We start from the raw sequence: 26849 nt of genomic DNA, 5'->3' as shown, positions 1-26849 counted from the left end.
TTAGATTTTATTTGCCACAAATTTCACAAATTTTCACAAATCAATATGTTTACAATAATTCGTGAAATTTGTGGCGAACAAAACATTTATTGTTTTAAATCAAATTAACTTGTGCCATATTTTATCCTAAAATAAAATGTATTTTTGAAGTCTTAAATCAAGATTTAGATCATTAATCTAAAATCTTTAATCTACAATCTAAAATCAAATGAACTGGGAACAACTTTTATCATTAAAACGTCAAGGAGATACAAGCAAAAGATTACGTGTAGAACAAGATGATACCCGTTTAGGATTTGAAGTAGATTATGATCGAATTATCTTTTCTGCTGCTTTTAGAAGTTTACAAGATAAAACACAGGTTATTCCGCTTTCTAAGACAGATTTCGTTCATACGCGTTTAACGCATAGCTTGGAAGTTTCGGTTGTTGGTCGCTCGCTGGGGCGTTTGGTTGGAAAAAAAATCATTGAAAAGTATCCTTATCTGAAAGAAGTTCACGGTTATCATATGAACGATTTTGGAGCTATTGTAGCTGCAGCTTCGTTGGCGCATGACATTGGAAATCCGCCTTTTGGGCATTCTGGTGAAAAAGCAATTGGAGAATATTTTTCTATCGGAAATGGACAAAAATACAGAAATCAGCTTACAGATAAACAATGGCAGGATTTGATTGATTTTGAAGGAAATGCCAATGGATTTTCAGTTCTTACAGCAAGCCGTCCAGGAATTGAGGGCGGACTTCGTATTTCGTATGCAACCTTGGGAGCTTTTATGAAATATCCGAAAGAAAGCCTTCCGAAAAAACCAACCAATAATATTTCCGATAAAAAATACGGTTTTTTTCAGTCTGATAAATTATTCTTTGAGGAAGTAGCCAAAGATATGGGAATGATAGCCAATAAATCTGGTGAAGATATTGGTTTCGAAAGACATCCATTGGCTTATTTAGTTGAAGCTGCAGATGATATTTGCTACACCATTATCGATTTTGAAGACGGAATTAATTTAGGTTTAGTTTCTGAAGATTTTGCTTTAGAATATTTAATTAATCTAGTCAAAGACAATATTGGGGTTTCTAAATACAAATCATTAACTACAAAAGAAGATCGTATTAGTTATTTACGAGCTTTGGCTATCGGAACTTTAATTAATGATGCTGTAAATGTCTTTGTTGAAAATGAAGAAGCAATTCTTGCAGGAAACTTTCCGTATGCTTTAACAGACAAAAGTAAATACAAAGCACAGATGAATGATATCATTAAACTAAGTGTTGAAAAAATCTACCAAAGCCGTGAAGTGATAGAAAAAGAAATTGTAGGTTATCAAATCATTCAAACATTATTGGATAAGTTCATCACAGCATTCAATAATAAATATGAAGGAACGGCTTCAAATTATGACAAATTGATTTTGAAAATGCTGCCAGAGAAACACCATTTAGATAAAACTAATTTATACGAACGTTTATTGCATATTTGTCACTACGTTTCGCTTCTTACAGACGGAAACGCACTTGAATTATACGAAACAATTCAAGGACAGAAAAAGCGTTAAATCGATTCTTCTACAATAAAAAATGCCTCTTTCAAAATTAACGAAAGAGGCATTTTTTATTATTCTTATTTTATTTATTTGAAAGCATAAACCAGACCAACTCCTAGAACTTGTCTTAATTGCATTCTTGGGCCGTCATTTACCTGAGTTGTTGTTCCTGTAGTTGGATCAACAACATCTTTTTTGGTTTTAATATCATCATCATAAATTAAGTGAACACCGATATTAGCCTTTACGTAAGCGTTAACAACAAGATCAAGTCGTGTATCATAATCAATATCGACATTTCCGAATTTGTTTAAGTAATCGGTATATAAACTTAATCTGTTTTCGTAAAAAACGTTTTTATAGATTTCGTTTTTCATATAAGCTGTAAAAAGTATACCAAATTCAGCTTTTACCTTTTGCCCATTTTCAATCAATATTTGCTGAGTAGGATCTAACGGATCTGGTGCATAAACCGCTTTCTTAACCCCGAAAGAACCTTGGTCTGCAAGATATTGATCAAGTACTAAAGTGGTTTTTAATGTAATAGGAGAGAAGTAAAATACTCTGTTTTTTTCTTTGTTTGAATTCTCTGCTCCGGCTCCCAGAAAGATATAAGCTGGTGCGAAAGGTTTAGAAATGGCAACATCACGGTTTGGGTAATTATAACCATCTGTAAATTGTGTGTTGAAATTTAATTTAGAAGAGTAGTACCAGTCTGAAGCAGTATCTTTTCTGAAACCATAAGTTGAGTTGAACTGAAAGGCGTCATCTGTTTTTCTTAACTCGATTCCGTCTTGTTTATTTAAACCATATTTTACAATAAGTTCGTTTACCCATTTATGATTTTTCTTTGTGTAAGTTCTTCCAAACTCACCTTTAAATAAACCTGAAATAGAACTTGTTCCCCCCGCACTCCAGTTTACAAAAGCAATTTCAGAAATGTCAAAACCAATCTGATTCTTTCTGCTCCAGTTGGACGGCGGTTTAGGTGCTTGATTTGGGCTTAAAGTGGTTTGTATAATCTGGGCAAAGTTATTAGAAGTACACAAAAGCAATAATAGCAAAAGGGTAGAACGCAATAATTTCATTAGGTAATTTTTTTTTTGGTGTCGCAAAATAATTATTTTGAACCGTTAGAAAAAAGATTTATTAAACTTTTAACGTCAATTTTACACAATTGTTGCAGTTGATTTACCGTTCCATGTTCGATAAACTCGTCTGGAACACCCAAAATTTCAATAGAATTTTTAAAATTATTTGATGCTGCAAACTCTAAAACTGCACTTCCAAAACCGCCATTTTTAACCCCTTCTTCGATTGTGATAATACGTTCGAAAGTTGAAAAAACAGAGTTTAATGTGTTGTAATCTAGTGGTTTAATAAAACTAAAGTTATAATGCGCAATCTCGTTAGAATTGATTGATTCTTTTAATGCTTCTATAACATTATTTCCAATTGTTCCGGCCGATAGCACAGCAACTTTCGTACCATCTTTCAGGCATTTTGCCTTGCCCCAATTTATTTTTTCGTAATGTCCGAAATTTTCTACTTCCCAATTTGGCAAGACTCCGCGGCCTCTTGGATATCGAATTGCGATGGGATGATCTATTCCTAATTGAACGGTGTATAAAATGTTTTGAAGTTCAATTTCGTTTAGTGGAGCATAGATAACCATATTCGGAATCGAACGCAGATACGCGATGTCAAAAACACCATGATGCGTTGCGCCATCTTCACCAACTAATCCTGCGCGGTCCAAACAAAAAATGACAGGTAAATTTTGCAATGCTACATCATGAATTACCTGATCGTAGGCACGCTGTAAAAATGTGGAGTAAATGTTGCAATACACAATCATGCCCTGAGTGGCCATTCCTGCTGCCAGCGTTACTGCATGTTGCTCGGCAATTCCAACATCAAAAGCACGTTCTGGGAATTCATCCATCATAAATTTTAAGGAACTTCCAGATGGCATGGCAGGTGTGATTCCGATTATTTTTTCATTCTTTTTGGCTAAATCTAAAATAGTCAAGCCAAAAACATCCTGATATTTAGGAGCAAGATTTTCTTCCGATTTTAAATGAATTTCTCCAGTTAGAGCATCAAATTTTCCAGGCGCATGATATTTTACCTGATTTTCCTCAGCTTGCTGCAATCCTTTTCCTTTAGTTGTAACAATATGAAGGAATTTAGGGCCTTTAATCTTTTTTAAGCGTTTTAATTCTTTGATTAATTTTGGAAGATCATGACCGTCTATTGGACCTGAATAATCAAAATTCAAAGATTTAATGATATTATTTTGCCTCGGATTTTTTCCGTTTTTAACTGAAGTAAGGTATTTTTTCAAAGCACCGACGCTTGGATCAATTCCGATAGCATTATCGTTTAGAATTACCAAAATATTGGCATCTGTAACTCCGGCATGATTTAAACCTTCAAAAGCCATTCCACTGGCAATAGAAGCATCTCCAATAACTGCAATATGTTCTTTGTCGAAATCACCTTGCAGTTTAGACGCAATCGCCATTCCAAGTGCGGCAGAAATAGAAGTGGAAGAATGTCCAACGCCAAAAGTATCGTAAACACTTTCGCTTCTTTTCGGAAAACCGGAAATTCCATCAATCTGTCTGTTCGTATGGAAAATTTCTTTCCTTTCGGTCAGTATTTTATGCCCGTACGCCTGATGTCCAACATCCCAAACCAATAAATCATCTGGAGTATTAAAAACGTAGTGTAAAGCAATGGTGAGTTCTACAACGCCCAAACTTGCGCCTAAATGACCTTCTTTTACAGAAACAATATCAATAATAAACTGACGAAGCTCTTGAGCAACTTGAGTGAGCTGTTCTTCTTTTAAAAGACGCAAATCGGCAGGATTGTATATGTTGGAGAGTAAATCGCTTTTCATTGTAAGGTAAAAAGCAAATTTACGGTTTTAAATTTAATTTTCTTGCGGAGTCTTATTTCAATAAAATAGGTACAGAATATTGCATTCTAACTTTTTTTCCGTTCGATTCTCCGGGTTGCCATTTAGGGCATAAACTTAAAACCCTGATAATTTCTTTTTGCAGTGATTCTTCAACAGCTGGCGAACATTCAAGAAAAGAAACCGAACCGTTTTTTTCTACTGCGAATGCGAGAGTGAAATTGAGTTTCCAATAGTTTACATCTTCTGGTTTTTTATATTCTTTCATGAAGAAGTTATGAAATTGTTCTATTCCGCCAGGGAATTCTGCATTTGTTTGAGAAGCTACTTCTCCTGTGGGAGAAGCATAAATGGCTGTTTTTGAAGTATTGGTTTTGTTTTCCTTTATTTTTTCAGATCGTATTGTTGTCGTTTGTTTTAATTCGGTTTTATCAATTTTTGGTAAATCTCGTGAAGTTTGGTCTTGTTTTTTCTTATTGATTGTAGTTGAATCTAAAACAGCTGTTTTTGTTGCTATCGTATCTGTGACAACTTCAACATTGTCAATTTTCGATTTTTTATCTTCTTTGTTCTGGCAGCCGAAAAAAAGTACAGTTATAACCGCAAACAGCATTGGCAGAATCAATTTGTAATTTGTTTGAACAGTTATTCTATGTTTTCTTTCCATATTCTATTATCACGATTTAAAAGTAATAAAAAATAAGTTCTAAAATCTTATTTTTGCATCTATGGAAAATCCTTTTACCGACGAATATTTTATGAAAAAAGCTTTGCAGGAAGCTGAAATCGCTTATGAAAAAGGCGAAATTCCTGTTGGAGCCATAATTGTCGTAGCCGATAAAGTAATTGCAAGAAGTCATAATTTGACAGAATTATTAAATGATGTTACAGCTCATGCCGAAATGCAGTCTATAACCGCAGCGGCAAACTTTCTGGGCGGAAAATATTTAAAAGACTGTACGCTTTATGTAACTCTCGAACCTTGCCAAATGTGCGCAGGAGCTTTATACTGGAGTCAGATTTCTAAAATCGTTTTTGGCGCACGCGACGAACAACGCGGATTTCTGAATATGGGAACAAAATTGCATCCTAAAACGACTGTTGTTTCTGGCGTGATGGCTAACGAAGCGGCCGATTTGATGAAACGTTTTTTTCTTGAAAGACGTAAATAAGCTTTAGATGCCTTGTAGGGTAGCTTATAAACTTCAACAAAAGTTAAATAATCATTATTAGAGAATTTTCCTCTTAAAGATTCGGAAAATATTTTACTTTTATACTAGTTTATTAACCAATAACTCTAGATAAAAGTGAAGGCAAAAGGATTATTTCTCGTATTTTTTGTGTTTTTTATTTTTCAATCCTGCGGGCGCAAATCAGCGGCCGATTTTAATTCCGATTTTTCATTATTCAAAGATTACATTACCAGTTTTACTGGCGGTATCGTTTCTGCAGATTCTGATATCCGTGTGGTTTTGGCTTTCGATAAAAACGATTGGAAACCAAATCAGGAATTAGATGACGATTTGTTTGATATTTCGCCAAGTGTTCACGGAAAAGTCATAGCGCTTTCAACAAATACTTTAGCTTTTATTCCAGAGAAAAAACTCAAAATGGGAACAGAATATCAGGTTACTTTAAACTTAGATAAACTGACTGCGATTCCGAAAGAGAAAGAAAAAGAATTGTCTAAATTCAATTTTACTGTTAAGACAGTAAAACAAGATTTTACCATAAATACTGGCGATATTCAATCGTACAGCAAAGAATACCAATATTTAAACTGCATTTTAAAAACAGCAGATAATATTGATTTGGAAACGGCTCAAAAATTAGTTGAAGCGAAGCAGAAAGGAAATAATCTTAAAATTAAATTTGAGAAAGTAGCTGGCCCTGCAAAAGAATTTCGTTTTATAATTGACAGCATTCAGCGTCAATCAGAAGCTTCAAACTTAGAGATTATTTATGACGGAAATGATTTTGATATTGACCAGAAAGGACAAATTGATTTCCCTATAACTAGTATAAATGAATTTAAAGTTATAAAAGTTGAAGTTCCAGATGGAAACAATCAGCAGGTTTTAATTAATTTCTCTGAACCATTAGAAAAAGGTCAGGATTTTGCTGGATTGGTTTCAATTCAAAACACTAATAATCTGAAGTTTTCGACTCAAGGGAATTTATTAAAAGTATATTTTACAAATCAAAATGCACCTAAAAAAGCAGAGCCAGTGACAGTTGTTGCACAAGAGCCAGTTGCAGTGGCAGTAGATTCGGCTGCGGTTATGGTTGATTCAGCCGCAGTAGCAGTAGATTCAGCTGCCGCAGTTGTAGAAGATGCTGTTGAATATGTGCCAGACGAAGAACCAGAGCAAGTTATAACAGGTGAATTATTGCTAGAAGTCTTTCAGGGAATAGAAAGCCAGTATGGTAAAAAACTGGAAAACAATTATAGCGAGAAAATTTCTTTTGACCAGATAAAACCAAACATTCGTTTCATTAAAAACGGAACAATTCTGCCAAGCTCAAATAATTTGAAACTGAATTTTGAAGCCGTAAATTTAAGTGCTGTAGATGTAAAAATATATAAGATTTATAAAAACAATATTCTGCAATTCCTTCAATACAATGAATTAAACGGCGGACAAAATCTCAAAAAAGTTGCACAGCCAATTGCCAAAACAACGTTGAATTTAAGGGAAAGCACGCTCGTAAATCTGGCAAAATGGAATACGTATGCCTTAGATTTATCGAAAATAATTAAACCAGAACCAGGAGCAATTTACAGAGTTGAATTTGTTTACAAGAAGAAATATTCGCTTTATAAATGCGAAACATCAGAAGGAAACGATGATGAAGCCGAGGAAGAAGAAGTTGATGAAAATGATGTAAACTACAGCGGAAACTCTTACGACGATTATTACTATTATGATGATTATGATTGGAGAGAAAGTCAAGATCCTTGTACAGGTTCTTATTTTTACAATGCCAGAATTGCAACCAATATTTTAGCTTCAGATTTAGGAGTTATTGCCAAAAGAGGAGAAAACAAATCGTACTTTTTTGCTGTAAATAATATTGTTACAACAGAACCAGTTTCGAATGCAAGAGTAGACTTGTATAATTTCCAACAGCAAAAAATAGCTACAGAAGCAACAAGCAGCGAAGGTATTGCATCTTTCCAGCTAGACAAATTCGCTTATTTTGCTATTGTAACTTTAGGAGATCAGTCGACTTATGTGAAACTGGATGACGGACTTTCATTGTCTGTTAGTAATTTCGATGTTGCTGGTGAAACTCTACAAAAAGGTCTTAAAGGATTTATTTATGGAGAAAGAGGTGTTTGGCGCCCTGGAGATAATTTGTATTTGTCATTTATTTTGAATGATGCCGCGAATAAACTTCCAAAATCACATCCAATTAAATTCCGATTAAACGACCCGAATGGTAAAACAGTTTATCAGACAGTTCAAAAAACGAACGATTTAAATCATTACGCTTTTATAGTGCCAACGAACCAAGATGCTCCAACAGGAAACTGGGAAGCAATGGTAAGCGTTGGAGGTGCTAAATTCTACAAGAGTATTAAGATTGAGACGATCAAACCGAATCGTTTAAAAATTAAAAATACATTTAGCAGAAAAACACTTTCAGCTTCGTACCCAAATACAGACAATCTTGAGGTAACATGGCTTCACGGGGCAATTGCTAAGAATTTGAATGTGGAAATGCAGGCTAAATTCTCTCAGCAAAGCACGACATTTAAAGGTTATGAAAAATATACTTTTGATGATTTAGCACGCCAATTCAGTACAGAAGAAATCAATATTTTCTCTGGAAAATTAAACGAAAGCGGAAAAGCATCAGTAAACATTCAGCCAAGATTGCAAGGTCAGGCACCGGGAATGCTTCGCGCTTCATTCATTACAAAAGTGTATGAAGAAGGAGGAGATTTTAGTACAGATGTAATGTCAACGACTTATTCTCCGTACAAAACGTATATTGGGCTTAAAACGCCGGAACTGAATAAGTATAGTATGCTTGAAACGAGAACAAACAATCGTTTTGATGTAGTAACAGTTGATGAAAATGGAAGACCAAAATCGGTTCGTAATCTCGAAGTAAGAGTTTACAAAGTAGACTGGAGATGGTGGTGGGATTCTTCAAGCGATAATTTATCAAATTACAACTCTTCAAATGCAACGACTTCATACAAAACCTTTGTTATCAATACTGATTCAAGCGGAAAAGGAAGTTTTCAATTTGCTCTGACAGACGAAGAATGGGGACGTTATTTGATTCGTGTTGCCGATCAGCAAGATGGTCATGCAACATCTTTGACTGTAAATATCGACTGGCCAATATGGTCTGGAAAAACACGTAATAGAGACGCTTCTACAGCTAATATGTTAGTTTTTTCTACCGATAAAAAGAATTATGCGGTTGGAGAAAAAGCACAGATTTCTTTCCCTTCAAGCGAGGGCGGACGAGCTTTAATTTCGATAGAAAATGGTTCAAGAGTTGTGCAGACTATCTGGGCTGAAACGAAAAATGGAGAAACAAAAGTTGAGGTTCCAATTACCGGAGCAATGGCGCCAAACGTGTATTTTAATATTACATTATTACAGCCACATGCTTCAACCAAAAATGATTCTCCAATTCGTATGTACGGAATTGTGCCAATCGAGGTGGTAGATAAAAATACCATTTTGGCCCCAACTCTAAATATGCCAGATGTATTAAGACCAGAACAGCCGTTTACGGTAAAAGTAGGAGAGAAATCGGGTAAAGAAATGACGTATACAATTGCAGTTGTAGACGAAGGTCTTTTGGATTTAACTCGTTTTAAAACACCAAATGCGTGGGATAGTTTCTACGTTCGTGAAGCTTTAGGAGTAAAAACTTGGGACGTTTATGATGATGTAATTGGCGCTTATGGCGGAAAAATAAACCAAATTTTCAGTATTGGTGGTGACCAGGATTTAGGAGGCGGAAAAGCTAAAAAGGCCAACCGTTTTAAACCTGTAGTATTGTATTGCGGACCATTTAAATTAGGAAAAGGAGAAACAAAATCGCATGAATTAAAACTTCCAAAATATATTGGTTCAGTTCGAACAATGGTTGTAGCGGGAGATGCAAATACAAGCGCTTACGGAAGCGTTGAAAAAGCAACTCAGGTTAAGAGTCCGCTAATGGTATTGGCTTCGTTGCCAAGAAAAATTTCACCATCAGAAAAAGTAACATTGCCAGTGACGGTTTTTGCAACTGAAAACAAAATCAAAAATGTTTCGATTCAGGTAAAAACAAGCAACGGATTGAAAGTAGCTGGAAGTGCTGTTCAAAAACTAAGTTTTGCACAGCCAGATGAGAAAATGGCTTATTTTAATTTGGTTGTAGGTTCTGCAACTGGAATTGCAAAAGTTCAGGTTATTGCAACATCTGGAAGTGAGAAATCAACTTATGACGTTGAGATTGATATGACGAATCCAAATCCGGTTACGAGCACTTTTACAGATGTTGTTTTAACGCCAAATAGCACTAAAACAATTTCATGGAAAACTTTTGGTATTTCAGGAAGTAATAAAGCAAGATTAGAAGTTTCATCTATGCCATCAATGAATTTGAATGGAAGATTGCAATTCTTGATTCAATATCCGCATGGATGTGTGGAGCAAACGACTTCATCTGTTTTCCCACAATTGTATTTGGGCGATGTAGCTGATATTGATGCAAAACGTAAAGATTTAATTCAAAAAAATATTGCGGCTGGAATTCAGAGATTGGGTAATTTTCAGTTATCAAATGGAGGAATGCCGTACTGGCAAGGAAATGCAATTGCAGACGATTGGGGAACTTCGTATGCTGGACATTTCTTGATAGAAGCAGAGAAAAAAGGATATGTATTGCCAATAAACTTCAAATCAAAATGGTTAGGTTATCAGCAAAAAGAAGCAAAACAATGGCGTTTTGAACCGAAATACGGAAATGATCTAGCTCAGGCTTATCGTTTATACACTTTAGCTTTAGCAGGAAATGCCGATTTATCATCAATGAATAGATTGCGTGAAACAAAGGGTATTTCGAATGAAAGTATGCTTCGTTTAGCAGCAGCTTATGTTTTAGCAGGTCAAAAATCGGCGGGACAAAGTTTATTCTTGAAAACCAGCATTGATGGAAGTTCAGATGAATACAGTTATTACTATTATGGTTCAAGCGAAAGAAACAGAGCAATGGCTTTAGAAACGATGCTTCTTTTAGATCAAAAGCAAAAGGCGTTTGTAACAGCAACGAAATTGGCTAAAGAAATGTCGGCTAATCAATGGATGAGTACGCAGACAACGGCTTATTGTTTATATGCAATGTCGAAATTTGCGGTGAGCAACGGTCCAAAAGGAATCAACATTCAGTTTAATAAGAACGGAAAAGGAGAGACCATAAACACAGGTAAATCAGTTGCAGATCGCAGTTTATCTGTTGCTTCTGGAGCAAATAGTATTACACTGAAAAACAATAAAGCTAATACCGTTTATGTTCGTGTATTGAACACGGGAATATTGCCTATCGGACAAGAAAATGCGGTTCAAAGTGATGTTACGGCTTCTATTGTTTTCAAAAACAGAAAAGGAAGTGTAATCAATGTTTCAAGAATTAATCAAGGAACTGAATTTGTTGCGGAGGTTACAATTAAAAACCAAAGAGGAGAAAGCGTTCAAAACGTAGCGTTATCACAGATTCTACCTTCAGGATTCGAAATTGTAAATACTCGTTTCACAGATTACGGAGACGCAGTAAACAATATCGCGGATTATATTGATATTCGTGACGACAGAACGAATTTCTACTTTGGAATGAAAGCCAGAGAGACAAAAGTTTTCAGAATTCTGTTAAACGCATCGTATTTAGGAAACTATTATTTACCTGGATTGCAATGCGAAGCAATGTATGATAATACTTTCTTAGCCCGAACAAAAGGATTCTGGGTTGAGGTTGTGAAATAATTTTTTTTGCCACAGATTATACAGATTAGCACAGATTTTAAAATCTTTTTTAATCCTTTAATCTGTGGCAAAAAAAATCTTTGTGATAAAAGGGCTCCCGCAGATTTTGCAGATCAAGCAGATAAAAATAAAATCTGCCAAATCTGCGAGAGAAAAACTTTGTGTCCCGATAGCTATCGGGATTGCGAATAACTTAGCGTCTTTGCGGTTAAAAAAATAAGCATTGAAAAATAAAATTAAAGCGTTTTTCCAACGCATCATAAACTGGATAAAAAGAAATAAGATTAAATCAGCAATTGCATTTCTGCTCTTGCTGATTTACTATTTTTCGATACCTCGAACTTTGTTCAAAGAACCGTATTCTACAGTAATTGAAAGTAAAGAAGGAGAACTTCTAGGAGCTAAAATTGCCCGAGATGGACAATGGCGTTTTCCGGCACAGGACAGTGTTCCAGATAAATTCAAGAAATGCATCGTTTATTTTGAAGATGAATATTTTTATAAACATCCCGGTTTTAATCCTGGTGCGATGATCAATGCTTTTAAACAAAATAGAAAAGCAGGAAAAGTTGTCAGAGGCGGAAGTACATTAACACAACAAGTTATTCGATTATCAAGAAAAGGAAAAAATAGAACGTATTTTGAAAAACTAATAGAAATTATTCTCGCTACAAGATTAGAATTAGGTTATTCTAAAAATGAAATTCTCGAAATGTATGCGGCGCATGCGCCATTTGGAGGAAATGTTGTGGGATTAGAAATGGCTTCATGGCGTTATTTTGGAGTGCAATCCAATCAGTTATCTTGGGCAGAAAATGCAGTTTTAGCCGTTTTGCCGAATGCACCAAGTTTAATTTATCCAGGAAAAAATCAGATTAAATTACTAAATAAACGAAACCGACTTTTATTAAAACTGCATCAGGAAGGCGTAATCGACAAGCAGACGTATGAACTTTCTGTAGAAGAACCTTTGCCTCAAAAACCGTATGATCTGCCTCAAATCGCACCTCATTTGTTGCAAAGAGTGGCAAAAAATGAAGAAGGAACTAGAGTAAAAACGACGATTGATTATGCTTTGCAAAATCGTGTCAACCAAATTGCGAGATATTATTACAATCAATATAAGCAGAATGAAGTGCATAATCTTGCCATTTTGGTTATTGATGTTCAAAGCAGAAATGTAATTAGTTATGTAGGGAATTCTCCAACTGATTCAGATCATCAAAAAGATGTAGATATTATTGATGCGCCAAGAAGTACTGGAAGTATCTTAAAACCGCTTTTATATGGCGCAATGCTCGATGATGGCGAATTGTTGCCGAATACTTTAGTTGCGGACATTCCAACGCAGATTTCAGGATATACACCTCAAAACTTTAATTTAACTTTTGATGGAGCTGTGCCTGCACATCGTGCTTTATCACGTTCGTTGAATATTCCTGCGGTTTTAATGCTTCAGGAATTTACTGTAAACAAGTTTTATGAAGAACTTCAGAAATTTAAATTAAAGAACATAAATAAAACCCCAGATCATTATGGTTTATCGCTTATTTTGGGTGGTGCCGAAAGTAATTTATGGGATTTATGCCGAACGTATGCAAATCTTTCGTCTACGGTCAATTATTACACTAAAAATAAAGGGCAATATAGAACCAATGAGTTTGCCGAGCTCAATTATAAAAACGATTTTAAGCCCGATTTTGGCTCTGAAACTGATCAAAAGAATATCTTGGGCGCAGGATCTATTTGGCTAACGTATAACGCAATGGAAGAGGTTAATAGGCCAGAAGGAGATGAAGCCTGGAAGTTTTATGACAGTTCTTTAAAAATTGCATGGAAAACGGGAACAAGTTTCGGAAATCGAGATGCGTGGGCTATTGGAACAAATTCAAGATATGTAGTTGGAATTTGGGTTGGAAATGCTACAGGTGAGGGAAGGCCAACTTTGACCGGAGTAACCAGTGCTGCGCCAATTTTATTTGATGTTTTTAATTTACTGCCGAGACAACGATGGTTTGATGCTCCGTATAATGATTTAGCGGAAGTTGAGGTCTGCCGTTTAAGTGGCTATCTGGCAAAAGACAATTGTCCGAAAATTAAACAATGGGTTACTAAAAAAGGAAAAACGACTAAAGTTTGTCCGTATCACAGAACAATTCATTTAGATAAAACAGAACAATTTCAGGTTAACAGCAGTTGTGAAAGTGTCGAAAATATTGTGACTAAAAATTGGTTTGTATTGCCTCCTGTTATGGCATGGTATTATAAAAGCCAGCATATCGAATATTTGCCGCTTCCTCCATTCAAAGAGGGTTGTGAAGGAACACAAACCACTACAATGGATTTTATTTATCCAAAAGCAAATAGTAAAATCTATTTGACAAAGGACTTTAACAGCAACGTGCAGCCCGTAATTTTAAAAGTAGCATATTCTGAAAGAGATAAAGAATTATTTTGGTATGTAGACGATGTGTATAAAGCCACAACCAAAACATTTCATGAATTACCCATTACGCCAACAACAGGAATACATTATATTACGGTTGTAGATGCTTCGGGAAATGAAATTAGAAGGAGAATTGAGATTGTCAGGGAGTAATTATTACATCATTTTAAGGGAGCTATAGACCGTATTGCTATTGGTAAATCTAAAAGTAGCGCCAAAGGTAAACCCTTTGATTACAGGGGTTGTGTTGTTGTTAAATTGTTGTGAATAGCCAAAACCTAGATCCATCATATTAAAAAGTGAAATTCCTGTCAGTGCGTAGGCATGTTTATCTGAAACTCCACCTTTAATAAATAAAAAATAAGCTGCGTTGTACGATAAATGCAAATCTGGTAAGCCATAATAGGTGCCATTATAAGATGTTATTCCGTAGCCCGCGCCTAAAAATAGTTTATTGTCATTTTTACAATCCAAGCAGATTTCGAGTCCACCTATAAATTGATTTTTTGTTGCAATCTTATAATCTAGATATAGAATTGGCCATTTGGGGAATTCGAATTTGTTTTTATTGTAATTTTTATAATTAAAATCTCTTGAATCGAGAAGATTATTGTTTTCGCTGAACCATTCTGCTTTGCCCACTAAATATTCTCCGTCATAATCTGTCGAATATCCTCTAAATTGAAGTTTGTTATCAGTGAGGTAATAGTCATTAATTACAAAAAGAGAGTCGGTATCTTTTATTTTATAGCCTATGGCATCTTTGGTTTTAATTTTAGAAGGCTTAATTCTGTAATAAAAAGCGGCTTCTTTAGTAGATGTTTTCCATTTTTTATCAAAAAAGATAGTATCGTTTTGTGCAATCACTTTCGAAGAAAGCAAAAAAAGGATTATTACGAGAGGGTAAATAACATGTTTTTCAAAAATATAAGCCATAACAATTTTCATTTCTTATCTTTTAACAATGATATAAACTTACTTTAAAATATAAATATTTTGTAAAGACATAGGCTTTTTTATTGTTAGTATACGACAAAAAGATTTTGCAAAAAAAAGCACAAAAAAACCGCCAATCTCATGAAAGGCGGTTCTTTGTTTTTTATTCTGTAATAACATTTCCTTTTTTATCATAGAAATGGTATTCTAAATACGTGTAAGCGTCACGAGGTATGATTTTCACCCATTTTTTATGTTCAAAAAACCATTTTGAACGTAATGATGGAAAACCTTTACTGAGGTATGCAGCCACAAACGGATGTGTATTAAGCACAACGTTGTTGTGGGTTTTTAGAAGTCTTTCTAAATCAGCAGTGATCTTATCAATGATTAAAATGGGAGCTTCAATTTCACCATTATGTTTGTTAGGATCTTCTTCTCTGGTTTTGATATTAACTTCTGGTCTTACTCGCTGTCTTGTAATCTGGACTAAACCAAATTTACTAGGCGGTAATATTTTATGCTTTGCTTTATCGTCGCTCATTTCTTCTCGCAAGAAGTCGAACAAAACTTTCCTATTTTCAGGATTAGACATATCGATAAAATCAACTACGATTATACCACCCATATCACGAAGACGAAGTTGTCTTGCAATTTCTGCAGCGGCAATCATATTAACTTCCATGGCTGTGTCTTCTTGGTTGGTTGCTTTATTGGAACGGTTTCCGCTATTTACGTCTATAACGTGAAGAGCTTCGGTGTGTTCTATAATAAGATAAGCACCTTTACTCATGGAAACAGTTCGGCCAAAAGAAGTTTTGATTTGTCTCTCTATATTGTATTTCTCGAAAATTGGGGTGTCATTTGATTGATAAAACTTAACAATCGATTGTTTTGAAGGAGCAATTTCTTGCAGATATTCCTTCGTTTGATGGTACAACTCTTCATCATCTATTTGAATACCACTAAAGGTATCATTGAATACATCTCTTAATATCGAAGAAGCTCTGTTAAGCTCTCCTAACACTTTTGATGGATGATGAGCAGTTGGTAATTTTTTACACATTGCAGACCATCTGCCTAGCAGGTTCTGCAAATCTTTTTCTAATTCGGCTACGTTTTTGCCTTCGGCTACTGTTCGAACAATAACACCAAATCCTTTAGGTTTGATCGATAGAACAAGTTTTTTTAGACGATCCTTTTCTTTTTTGTCTTCTATTTTTTGAGAAATAGAAACACGATCAGAAAAAGGAACTAGAACGATAAATCTTCCGGCAAGAGAAAGCTCAGCGCTTATTCTTGGACCTTTGGTCGATATAGGTTCTTTGACTACTTGAACTAAGACAGATTGATTGGCACTTAAAATATCAGTAATGATGCCATCTTTGTCAATCTCTTTTTCAAACTGAAAGGTTTTTAGGGAGAAATCTTTTAATTTACCTGCGCTTACAAGTTTTATGAATTTCAGCTGAGAAGCTAGATTTGGACCCAAATCATGATAATGTAAAAAGGCATCTTTTTCGAAACCTACATTTACAAAAGCAGCATTAAGTCCGGCAACTGGTTTTCTGATTTTAGCGATAAAAATATCGCCAACCTGAAAGTTGCTTTTTTCTTCTTCTTTGTGTAATTCAATTAGTTTTCCATCTTTTAATAAGGCAAAATCTACTGCATCAGAACTAGATCTAATGATTAATTCTTTATTCACACTGTAAATTTTTATCCGTGAATTGGTTGTCGGTTGCTTGTTTATAGTTGTTGGTAAAGAAACCAAAAACAAAAAACAAAAATCATCAACTTCTACAAGGATGGATTAAACAATATTTTTAACAGGTATTAACCCGGTGGAGTTAGTTATCAGTTTTCAGTGGCAGTATGCAGTTTTAGGCTGCAAACTGTAATCTGTGACTGAGATTGTCAAACTCCAATTTCAATGAACGTTTAAAAAGAAAAAAGTAGTTTAAAACTACTTTTTCTTTTTGTGGCGGTTAGCTCTCGCTCTTTTTTTACGTTTGTGAGTAGCTACCTTATGTCTCTTTCTTTTTTTACCACTTGGCATATTGTGTCGATTTATGTTAATTAATATTATTTTGCTTCGTTGTTTGTTTTAACCCCTTCTACAAAAACTTTTGCAGGTTTAAACGCAGGAATGTTGTGTGCTGGAATTTTAATAGTAGTGTTTTTAGAAATGTTTCTTCCAGTTTTTTCAGCTCTAGTTTTAACGATAAAACTACCGAAACCTCTAAGGTATACATTGTCTCCAGTTTCTAAAGAAGTCTTCACTTCTTCCATAAAAGTTTCTACTGTTGCTTGAACGTCTCCTTTTTCAAGACCTAGTTTCTCTGAAATCTTCGCTACGATATCTGCTTTCGTCATTTTCTTTCCTATTTTATTTTATAAATGGTGTACTATTTTTTTGAGTTTGCAAATATAGGAATTAAAAAAATAATTAATCAAGCTAATTCGTTAAATTTTAATTACATAAACATTTACTTTTGCAATCTAAGTATTTTGCAATGGATTTTCATAACATATTGATAAAATGGTATTTACAGAACAAGCGTGATTTACCGTGGCGAAAAACGGTTGATCCATACCAAATTTGGCTCTCAGAAATTATGCTTCAACAGACTCGAGTTGCGCAAGGAATGCCATATTTTTTTTCGTTTACTAAAGAATTTCCTACAGTAAAAGATTTGGCAGATGCTCCAGAAGAGAAAGTTTTGAAACTTTGGCAAGGTTTGGGATATTATTCTCGTGCTCGAAATCTTCATAAAACGGCTCAATATATAAGTAATGATTTAAATGGTGTTTTTCCTGATTCTTATAATGAACTTTTAAAACTAAAAGGAGTTGGAGAATATACGGCGGCGGCAATTGCTTCCTTTTCTTATAATGAATCGGTTCCTGTGGTAGACGGAAATGTGTTTCGAGTATTATCTCGTTATTTTGATATTGAGTCTGATATTGCGCTTCCTGCAACTAAAAAAGAGTTTGCTGCTTTGGCTCAGGAATTAATGCCTAAAGATAATCCTGCAGTTTTTAATCAGGCGATAATGGAGTTCGGCGCACTGCAATGCGTGCCCAAAAGTCCTGATTGTTCTGTTTGTGTTTTTAACGAAAGCTGCGCCGCATTGCAAAAAGGAAAGGTAAATATGCTTCCAGTAAAATCTAAAAAACTTAAAGTAACCAATCGTTACTTTAATTATTTGATTTTAGAAGATGTTTTAGGAAATACATTGATTCAAAAAAGAACGGCAAAAGGAATTTGGCATAATTTATATGAGTTTCCACTATTAGAAACAGAAGCCATTGCCGATTTCGATTTGGTTTCTAAAAAGGCTAAGAACGAAATTTTTTCAGATTATACTATTATAAGTATAGAAGATTACAGCGAATCGACCTTAATACATAAACTTTCACATCAGCATTTACACATGCAATTCTGGAAAATTAAAGTAAAAGAGGAAATTAAAAACGGAGTGGATTCTCAAAAATTAAAAACTTTTCCTTTTCCTATTGCGATATATAATTTTATAGAAAAGCAAGAAATAAATTGCTAAAAAAATGTATCTTTGGGAGAAATACCACCAAAAACTATGAACGGAACATTAAATAAAGTGATGCTTATTGGCCATTTAGGCGATGATGTAAAGATGCATTATTTTGATGGAGGAAACTGCATCGGACGTTTTCAATTGGCTACCAATGAGGTGTATATCAATAAAACGACCAATGAGAAGATTACTTCTACAGAATGGCATAATTTGGTTGTGCGTAATAAAGCCGCAGAAATTTGCGAAAAATATCTTTCTAAAGGAGATAAAATTTATGTCGAAGGAAGAATAAAATCTCGTCAGTGGCAGACGGAAGATGGAACGACAAAATATACTACAGAAATTCAAGTTACAGAGTTTACTTTTCTGACTACCAAAAAAGAAACTGCATATACAAAACAAAACCAAGATGTAGAGTCAGCAAAAAATACTAACTTTGATGCTGCTAATGAAGGGCTTCCGATTAATGATCTGCCTTTCTAATAGATGTCTAACTAATTTTATGCAATTTGGACCCAGAGCCCAGTTTACTTTTTTCTACCAATCTTGACGCCAATCTAATTATTGGTTTCGTCGGAATTTTTATTTTGTTATTTCTTTCAGCAATTGTTTCAGGAGCTGAAGTGGCTCTTTTTTCTTTATCACAGCAAGACATCGATGAGACTTTAAACGATAATCTTGCAAAAGGAAAAATTATTTCAAATTTATTAGAAAAGCCTAAAAAGCTTCTCGCGACTTTATTGGTAGCCAATAACTTCTTTAATATTGGCGTAGTAATTCTATTTGCTTATTTAGGACAGAATATTTTTTCCAATGTTAGTTCTCCTGCTTTTAAATTTACGCTCGAAGTAATCTTGGTCACTTTCCTTATTTTGCTATTTGGCGAAGTGCTTCCTAAAGTTTATGCAAGTAGAAATAGTGTTCGTTTTGCTAAACGTGTTGCTTATCCGCTGGCATTTCTAGATAAAGTGCTTACTCCGATCAGTTTGCCAATGCGTGCTGTTACGATATATTTTCAGAATAAGTTAGGAAAGCAAAAAAGTAATTTTTCTGTCAATCAACTTTCTCAGGCATTGGAACTTACAGATTCGGAAGGAACTTCAACGGAAGAGCAAAAAATTTTGGAAGGTATTGTTTCTTTCGGAAATACTGACACAAAACAGGTAATGAGTCCAAGAATTGATATTTTTGCATTGGAAATATCAGAAACATTTCAAGAAATTTATCCTAAAATAATAGAGACAGGTTTTTCGAGAATTCCGGTTTATAGAGATAATATTGATCAGATTGAAGGTGTGCTTTTTGTAAAAGATTTATTGCCTCATATTGATAAAGAAGAATTTGACTGGACTTCTTTAATTAGAGAAGCTTTCTTTGTTCCTGAGAATAAAAAGTTAGATAATCTATTAAAGGATTTTCAAAGTTTAAAAAGCCATTTAGCAATTGTGGTTGATGAATACGGAGGAACTTCTGGATTGGTTTCTTTAGAAGATGTTATCGAGGAAATCGTTGGTGATATTAGTGATGAATTTGATGATGAAAATCTAAACTTCTCACAAATCGATGAAAATAATTTTCTTTTTGAAGGAAAAATAAACTTGAAAGATTTCTACAGAATTGTAGATGTTGACGAAGATGTTTTTGAAGCCCACAAAGGTGAAGCCGAAACATTAGCTGGATTTATTCTGGAGATTTTAGGTAATTTCCCGAAAAAAGATCAAAAAATACCTTTCGAAAACTGTATTTTCACCGTAGAAACAGTTGATAAAAAGCGTGTAAAACAAATAAAAGTAACCATAAATTAAAATGCTTAATAAAATACTTTCAATATCAGCAATTTTGCTTGCGCTAACGGTTATAAGCTGTAAAAATGATGTTTTGCCAAAACCAGCGAGTTATCTGAGATTAGATTATCCAGAAGCAAAATATGTGAATTTTGAAAACACTTGCCCGTTCACTTTCGAGATGAATGAAGATGCTATTATAAAAGGCGAAAAAGAATGCGGTTTCGCAATCACCTATCCAAAGATGAAAGCGACCATTTATTTGACTTATAAGCCCGTAAATGGCAATATTGATAAATTACTACGCGACGCTCAAAAACTCACTTACGAGCACGTTATTAAAGCCGATGATATTTTGGAACAGCCGTATCTAAATCCGCAGAAAAAGGTTTACGGAATGTTTTATCAAGTAGACGGAAACGCAGCCACAAACTCTCAGTTCTACGTTACCGACAGTACAAAGCACTTTTTAATTGGTTCGATGTACTTTTACGCCAAGCCAAACTTTGATTCGATTATGCCTGCGGCGAGTTATGTTAAAAACGATATGCAGCGTTTGATGGAAACATTAAAATGGAAATAAAAATATAGAGGGATTCAATTTGAATCCTTTTTTTGTTTTAAATGTAAGAAAAATTATATTTTTGTTTAAAGTTGATAGACTGAATCTGTAACATACCAAAATAGTGATGTTTTTTACGGATTGCTTTATTTTTTATTCCTAATTATTACCTTTGAATTATGAGCACATTAACGAAACCAAGTCATATAGGGCGAAAAATAAGCCGCATTCGTGAACTGAAAGATATGAAGCAGGAGGCATTAGCTCAAGCTTTAGGAACTAATCAACAAGCTATTTCTGCGATGGAAAACAGTGAAACTATTGATGATGATAAACTCAAAGAAGTAGCAAAAGCTCTTGGTGTAACTGTGGAAGCAATTAAGAATTTTTCTGAAGAAAATATGATAAATTATTTTAATACTTTCACTGACCAAAGTGCTGGAACTTTCAATAATCACTGTACTTTTAATCCGTTAGATAAAATGATGGAACTTGTAGATGAAAATAGAAAACTATATGAGCGTCTGTTAGAGTCTGAAAAAGAGAAGAATGCTTATTTAGAGAAATTGTTGAAGCAGAAGTAATTTTTTGATGTATAATTTAGGGGAATCTAATTATTTAGATTCCCCTTCTTTTTAAGTATAGATAAATAAATTTTTTGTACATCTAAGTAAAAGAATATTCTAAGAAGAAAACTTTATTTTATAGCTACATGTCCTTTAATATTATTGTAAAACACTTTAATGTCATCATAATTTTTTGGGTTAATTTCAATTGTTACGGTTTCATTTGAAATTAGACCATTAAAAACTATTTTTTTACGGTTTGCTTTCTTGAATTTAATATTATAAATGCTATAATTGTATAATTTTAGGTTTAAGAAACTCAGAAATGTAACAGGTTTTTTTTTATCAAGTCTAAAGAAATGAGATATCGGACTTTTAAAAAACATTCCAGAAATGAATAGGATTTCTTTGCCATTTATTGCAATTAAAAACTTTTCGCTAAAGGGGATGTAGCCACAATCAAACTTATCCACAATCAAATTATCTTGTGAGTCAAATTTTAAATATGAATAGTTATTGTTTGATATCTTAAAAAAAGTATATTTTTTCTCTTCAGGAAATGAAATTGTTTCAACTTCACTTTCTATTCTAAGATTCCAACCAAAAGTAGGTAAAAGGCATTCATAGTTGAATTTGTATTCAGAATCAATCGTATGAGACAAAAAAAATATTCTGTAGGTAAGGATATTTTTTTTAATTAAATCTAAATGATAATCATCTAGATTTTGTCCTGAAATTGATGAAGAAATTAACAAAAATACAATTAAATTTTTCATTTTAAAAACTATTTATTACTCGCTTTTCGTGCCATTTCTCTAGCATGTAAGCCATTTGGATTGTAAGTTCCATGACCAGCACCATTTGCTAGGTCATATTGATCTATAATATTCCAGATCCAAGCAGAAAAAGGATTTTTTATATAAAACTCTGCATGCCCCAATTCGTGAAAAGCAGTCTCTAATTCATCAAGAGGGTTTGCTTCAATTCCATTCTTCATTTGAATGTTTACTCGGTCAATTTTGTATTTCATTTTATTGATAAAGAAGTCATTAGCTACGTTAAAATTACTAGTGTTTACAACATTCTTTATTAAAGGAAACTGGCTATCGTGAGTAATTAAGGAGTAAGACAATGGTCCATATGTCGTATTCCCAATTCGTAGATCATTTGGAATGATGTCAAAATTAGGATGGCTATTTGCTACCGGAATTGCTTGTCCATGTACACTATATTGTCGATTATTATGCATATATGTCTTTAGTGTGTTGTCATATGATATATAGATGTCTGTGCTTAAATTTTCTAACATATTGAAATAAGCCAAATCTTTGCTGGCCAATCTTTGTTTTAAACTCTGTACTCTAGCAAAATCTTTTTGACTATAAGGTCTAATTGTATCACCAGCTTTGTCAACAAAATATATCGGGTTGTTCCCCATACCTAAGTAAGGACTTGCAAATTCACCCTGTGGATCTGGATTTAACCATCTTCCTAAACGTCCATCCCATAAACGTAATTGAAATGTTTCCATTCCTATAGCTTGATCCAATTCCTGTCCTTGAAACGCATAGCGGGAATTTGTTATAGATACACTTCTGCCAGGAAGTTGCTCGCCAAAAGGATAATAATCAATAGACGATTGTGTAATATTACCGCTAGAAGGTTTGCGCACTATGGCTCTAACATTTCCTAAATGGTCGGTAATCTCGTAATTAAATACATTTGGTACTGTGCTGTTGCAATTTCCTAAACGGCTCAAGCCATAAATGTTATTTTCTCTTGAAAGCAATACCCCACTATTAGAAAAATTATATATAGCTAGTGCATTGCCAGAAAGCTCTACTGCATAAAATGTAGTTTTATCTAAACCATATGGGTTAGCAGTTGCATAGTTTTCTTTTTTTACTAAATGTCCCCTTTCATTATATAAGAACTTTACAAGTGTATGGTTGTCTTTTTGTATTTCACTAACCAATCCTTGTGTAGTGTAAAGATACTTTAAGTTTTCTGAAATATTTTGTGTTAATTGGCCAATTTCATCATATTTGTAATTATCCAGATTTTGGTTACCAAGATCAGCAGAATTGGTAGGAGAATTGGTAATATTGTCTTTAACATAATTTAATTGATTTTTCCCAGAGTAATAGCCGTAATTTAGATCATCCTGAGTATTCCCTACAGCATTGCTGCGTTTCATGGTTAAAATATTACCATTAGGGTCGTAGGTAAGATCACCTTCTTTATAACTGCCCGAAGGAGTTATTATAGCATTATTAGGGTCTGCACTTCCGTATGTGGCATTGCTTAGCCAATTGTTACGATTATAGCTATATAAATATGCTTTTGGTTTAGCAGTTCCACCAGAGAAATCATCATTAAAACCTTTATTGGTCCAACGAGCAGCTTTGATATTTCCGTTATAATCTGCGCCTGCTGTTGGAGAAGAAGTTATATTTCTCCCGGTTCTCAAATAGTCACTTGGATAATAGTCTAGTGTTAATCCAAATACATCATTACTGTCTCCTCCAGGATCTTTAGATGCTTCTAAACTAGGATGATTAATACTTTTAAGTTGCCCTCCCAGAGTATATACATAATCAAGGCCTTGTGTTCCTTGTCCAATGTTTATTCTTTTTAATTCGCCAGTTTTGTAATACGTATAATCTGCATGGGTTGTAAAGTTTTCAGGTGATAAACTGGTTGCCGTTTGTACTGTTGTTAGCTTACCATTGTTAGAATCATAAGTGTATTGATGTACAAACTGTTCTGAAGCATTACCTTTTTGGAATAATGTTCTTTTAATATTTCCATTGTGATCGTATTCATAATAAGTAGTTTTGATGCCAATACCATCAGTATATTGAGCAATCCATTCTGTTCTACCATAAGAATCATAACTGTACCAGGTTATGCTATTTATTGTATTGCCTGTATCTGCTTTGTATGTTATAGCAAGATTTCCTGACAGATTTTTCTGTGAATTAGTCAAAGAAGGGGCTAAAGTTGCTAGACTTAATGAAGAAGGAATGGTTAGAGAATATGGTGTTGGCAGTGAATTGTCATCATTTGTAATGTTTTCTGGATAGTCATAAATTGCAAATAATCTTTCAGAAGTGTTTGTTGATATTGCTACATCTGTATCTGCCGAAGTTGAAGCTAATGTCCATACTCCTGGGGCATCAGTAATTACACCGCTTTCTATAGGTCTGCCAAGACCATCATAATTTGTATAAGAAACTTGGGAGTTTTTTGCTTGAAGAGCATTTTGAGAATAACGAATGTTACCGTCTTTTCTATAAACAAAGTTGCTTATTCCTTCATCAGAGCTATTAACTGTAGTCAGTTGTCCTAAAGAATTGTAACTATATGTTGATGAGAAATTTGTGCTGGCCATATGGCTAGGACTGTCAACTATTGAAGTGTTATTGGTATAGCCATTAGGTTGTATAGATTTTGTTAATTGACCAGTTTTGTTGTAAATATTCACAGCATAATCATAATAATTTACATTGTAAGTAACTCCAAGATCTTCTGCTACAACATTGTTAATGCTTTTATTTGTTTTGTTGATGTAAGTTAGTCCTAGTGCAGAAATTGGTTTATTTGTTAATTCAATTCTATAAACTCCAGATGGTATATTAGATTTTGAAGTTACTAAACTGCCTGTTTTTAAATCATAAACATTATACAAAGATGAATTTCCTAAGAAATTAATACTTCCACCGCAACCTATTGGCAAATGTATATCTACATAACCTTGAGGACCAATTAATGATTTTACTAAATAAGGTAATGTTCCACCAGATTTTGCTGTTGCCAAAATTTTTCCTTCAATATCAGTAAATGAAACATTTTCTACACCATTTGCATCAATTGAAATTGTTTTGGCACATTTTAAATCAACAATTAGGTTGTTTGTGTCGTTTGATACATTAATAGTCTGGTTTAATGTATTTATTTCGCTAAAAGTGTTCCAACTGCCAGCTAAAATTGTCAAAGGATTATTTACATCAATGTTATTTATTCCGGTTGTGTTTCGGTAGCTTATTTCGTTAAAAACTTGAACTATTTTAGTTTCCCCATTTATAATCATTTTGTATAATTTTCCTCGTTCTAATGGCGAATTTGCCTTTACAGCATATGAATATGCTCCTAATTGCATCATAATATTAAAATTAGCACCAGGTATTGATTCAACAGCAAGAACGTTGCTTTCTGATGTTATAATCTTTAAAAAGTATGCTGAAAGACCAAAATTATCATATTGAGGATATTCTTTTTTTGAAACATATAATTCAATATCTTTTGAGGTATCAAAGAAGGAGGTACCATATACATAATACATTTCTTGCGCCGCAGGAACTGTGTATGAATATCCAGTTTTCCATTCTCCATTTATTTTATTTCCTCCTACAACATTTATTGCATTTTCAGGATCTAAAGAATCGTAATTCATTTGAGAAAAAGGATGCGTTGCTGTAGCCTGATATGGCTCATCGGTATTATTATCGCTATAATAATTGGCTAGACTCGAATTGGCTGAATTATCTGATAAGTATGCTGCTGTCGCTTTGAAAGCACTTCCTGTGGTAGCCGTAATACTAAATCCATCACTTAAAATAATGGAAGGTGCTGTTAAAGTAACATTTAGTCCAGAACTTACTATACCATTTGCAGTTATTGTTTGTGTTGCCTTATAATTATTGCTTGATGTAATATTTGTAAGCGGAAGACTTGTGGGCGAAGATCCAGCTGCTGCTTCTGCATTACTTTTTAAAAAATTTGTTTTTTCAAATGTATTAAGAGGTGATGGAGCTATAAAGGATGTTTTATCAGGTCTGCCAAAATTGTCATAAATTGTTTCAGTGCCCCAAACTTTATCCCACGCAAAATCTTTTACTAAACTAACATTAGGTTTGGCTAAATTATCAAAATAAGTTCTTGAAGCTCCTATTGCTTTTCCTTTTATATCGTAAGTGGTTTCATGTATCCAATGATTGTTTTTATCTATAGCTAAGGAATAATAATTACCTGTTGGTTTGGTACAGCTTATGATTGGCGAACCGTCTAAATCAGATACAATTCCATCTCCGTTAGTGTCTAAATACCATTTTGTATTAGGGTTAATATCTTTATTATTATCATCACAATCCAAATTATTAGCAACATAGTCTGTAGGCGGATTGCAGCCATATGCTGGATAATTGGGATCACCAAATCCATCATGATCTTTGTCGTAATACCAAACGTAATAAGTTATATCTATATTGTTATCGTTACAGTCATTGTTGTTGCTGACCCATTTTCCAGGTGGTTTAGAACAGGCCATTTGAGAATAATTAGGGTCTCCAGCTCCATCACCGTCATTGTCATAAAACCATGCGTACTTTTCGTATTCCTCGCAATCTGGGTCGATGGGCTCTATGATCCGTTGAGTTGTGGCTGGTTTTGATGTTTCTTGAGAGTAAGAAATGGTGAAATTTAAAAAACCGATTATGTACAGTATTATGTAAATGTATCTTTTCATAACTTGA

Annotated in this window: 17 protein-coding genes; 9 read left to right on the top strand and 8 right to left on the bottom strand. The window is 34.0% G+C overall.

Annotated features, from left to right (window positions below):
* Positions 1–208 precede the first annotated feature (208 nt).
* A complete protein-coding gene (locus LPB248_RS08560; RefSeq protein ID WP_177211060.1) occupies positions 209–1555 on the top strand; it encodes a deoxyguanosinetriphosphate triphosphohydrolase in 1347 nt (448 codons plus the stop codon).
* A 74-nt stretch (positions 1556–1629) separates the two neighbouring features.
* Here the strand turns inward: LPB248_RS08560 and LPB248_RS08555 are convergent, their stop codons facing one another.
* Genes LPB248_RS08555 through LPB248_RS08545 form a run of 3 tightly spaced genes read right to left on the bottom strand, consistent with a single transcriptional unit; the run spans position 1630 to position 5136 of the window.
* Positions 1630–2631: a DUF3078 domain-containing protein gene (locus LPB248_RS08555; RefSeq protein ID WP_177211059.1), complete on the bottom strand. Its 1002-nt coding sequence runs from the start codon at positions 2629–2631 to the stop codon at positions 1630–1632.
* A gap of 32 nt (positions 2632–2663) precedes the next feature.
* The gene (locus LPB248_RS08550; RefSeq protein WP_177211058.1) at positions 2664–4451 is read right to left on the bottom strand and encodes a 1-deoxy-D-xylulose-5-phosphate synthase; all 1788 of its coding nucleotides are present in this window, start codon (positions 4449–4451) and stop codon (positions 2664–2666) included.
* Between the two features lie 52 nt (positions 4452–4503).
* A complete protein-coding gene (locus tag LPB248_RS08545; protein ID WP_177211057.1) occupies positions 4504–5136 on the bottom strand; it encodes a hypothetical protein in 633 nt (210 codons plus the stop codon).
* A 61-nt stretch (positions 5137–5197) separates the two neighbouring features.
* Between LPB248_RS08545 and LPB248_RS08540 the strand changes: the two genes are divergently transcribed.
* From LPB248_RS08540 to pbpC, 3 genes are all read left to right on the top strand, one after another.
* A complete protein-coding gene (locus LPB248_RS08540; RefSeq protein WP_177211056.1) occupies positions 5198–5641 on the top strand; it encodes a nucleoside deaminase in 444 nt (147 codons plus the stop codon).
* Positions 5642–5776: 135 nt separating this feature from the next.
* The gene (locus LPB248_RS08535) at positions 5777–11464 is read left to right on the top strand and encodes an alpha-2-macroglobulin family protein (RefSeq protein ID WP_177211055.1); all 5688 of its coding nucleotides are present in this window, start codon (positions 5777–5779) and stop codon (positions 11462–11464) included.
* 223 nt (positions 11465–11687) lie between these two features.
* Positions 11688–14063: a penicillin-binding protein 1C gene (gene pbpC / locus LPB248_RS08530; RefSeq protein ID WP_177211054.1), complete on the top strand. Its 2376-nt coding sequence runs from the start codon at positions 11688–11690 to the stop codon at positions 14061–14063.
* Positions 14064–14066: 3 nt separating this feature from the next.
* Here pbpC and LPB248_RS08525 read toward each other — a convergent pair whose 3' ends face one another.
* From LPB248_RS08525 to LPB248_RS08515, 3 genes are all read right to left on the bottom strand, one after another.
* A complete protein-coding gene (locus tag LPB248_RS08525) occupies positions 14067–14858 on the bottom strand; it encodes a hypothetical protein (RefSeq protein WP_255462891.1) in 792 nt (263 codons plus the stop codon).
* 151 nt (positions 14859–15009) lie between these two features.
* Entirely contained in the window at positions 15010–16554 is a 1545-nt protein-coding gene (locus tag LPB248_RS08520) for a ribonuclease E/G (protein ID WP_177211053.1), read from the bottom strand.
* A 377-nt stretch (positions 16555–16931) separates the two neighbouring features.
* Positions 16932–17222: an HU family DNA-binding protein gene (locus tag LPB248_RS08515; RefSeq protein WP_007805026.1), complete on the bottom strand. Its 291-nt coding sequence runs from the start codon at positions 17220–17222 to the stop codon at positions 16932–16934.
* 140 nt (positions 17223–17362) lie between these two features.
* On the opposite strand from LPB248_RS08515, the gene mutY reads away from it, so the two are divergent.
* From mutY to LPB248_RS08490, 5 genes are all read left to right on the top strand, one after another.
* Entirely contained in the window at positions 17363–18409 is a 1047-nt protein-coding gene (mutY, locus tag LPB248_RS08510; RefSeq protein WP_177211052.1) for an A/G-specific adenine glycosylase, read from the top strand.
* Between the two features lie 36 nt (positions 18410–18445).
* Positions 18446–18886, top strand: coding sequence for a single-stranded DNA-binding protein (locus tag LPB248_RS08505; protein ID WP_008466647.1), 441 nt, complete (start codon positions 18446–18448; stop codon positions 18884–18886).
* Positions 18887–18912: 26 nt separating this feature from the next.
* Positions 18913–20208, top strand: a complete 1296-nt coding sequence (locus tag LPB248_RS08500) for a gliding motility-associated protein GldE (RefSeq protein WP_177211051.1) — start codon at positions 18913–18915, stop codon at positions 20206–20208.
* Position 20209: 1 nt separating this feature from the next.
* Positions 20210–20770, top strand: coding sequence for a gliding motility lipoprotein GldD (gene gldD, locus LPB248_RS08495; protein ID WP_177211050.1), 561 nt, complete (start codon positions 20210–20212; stop codon positions 20768–20770).
* Between the two features lie 158 nt (positions 20771–20928).
* On the top strand, positions 20929–21333 hold the full coding sequence (locus tag LPB248_RS08490) for a helix-turn-helix domain-containing protein (RefSeq protein ID WP_177211049.1): 405 nt from the start codon (positions 20929–20931) through the stop codon (positions 21331–21333).
* Between the two features lie 113 nt (positions 21334–21446).
* Here LPB248_RS08490 and LPB248_RS08485 read toward each other — a convergent pair whose 3' ends face one another.
* On the bottom strand, positions 21447–22091 hold the full coding sequence (locus LPB248_RS08485; protein ID WP_177211048.1) for a hypothetical protein: 645 nt from the start codon (positions 22089–22091) through the stop codon (positions 21447–21449).
* 8 nt (positions 22092–22099) lie between these two features.
* Positions 22100–26842 carry an RHS repeat domain-containing protein gene (locus tag LPB248_RS08480; protein ID WP_177211047.1) on the bottom strand — a complete coding sequence of 1581 codons (4743 nt, stop codon included), beginning with the start codon at positions 26840–26842 and terminating at the stop codon, positions 22100–22102.
* Positions 26843–26849 lie beyond the last annotated feature (7 nt).

This window comes from Flavobacterium sp. LPB0248, assembly GCF_013388355.1.
Lineage (GTDB): Bacteria > Bacteroidota > Bacteroidia > Flavobacteriales > Flavobacteriaceae > Flavobacterium.
The sequence above is the reverse complement of the archived record's forward strand: the minus strand, read 5'-3'. Positions and strand labels throughout refer to the sequence as shown.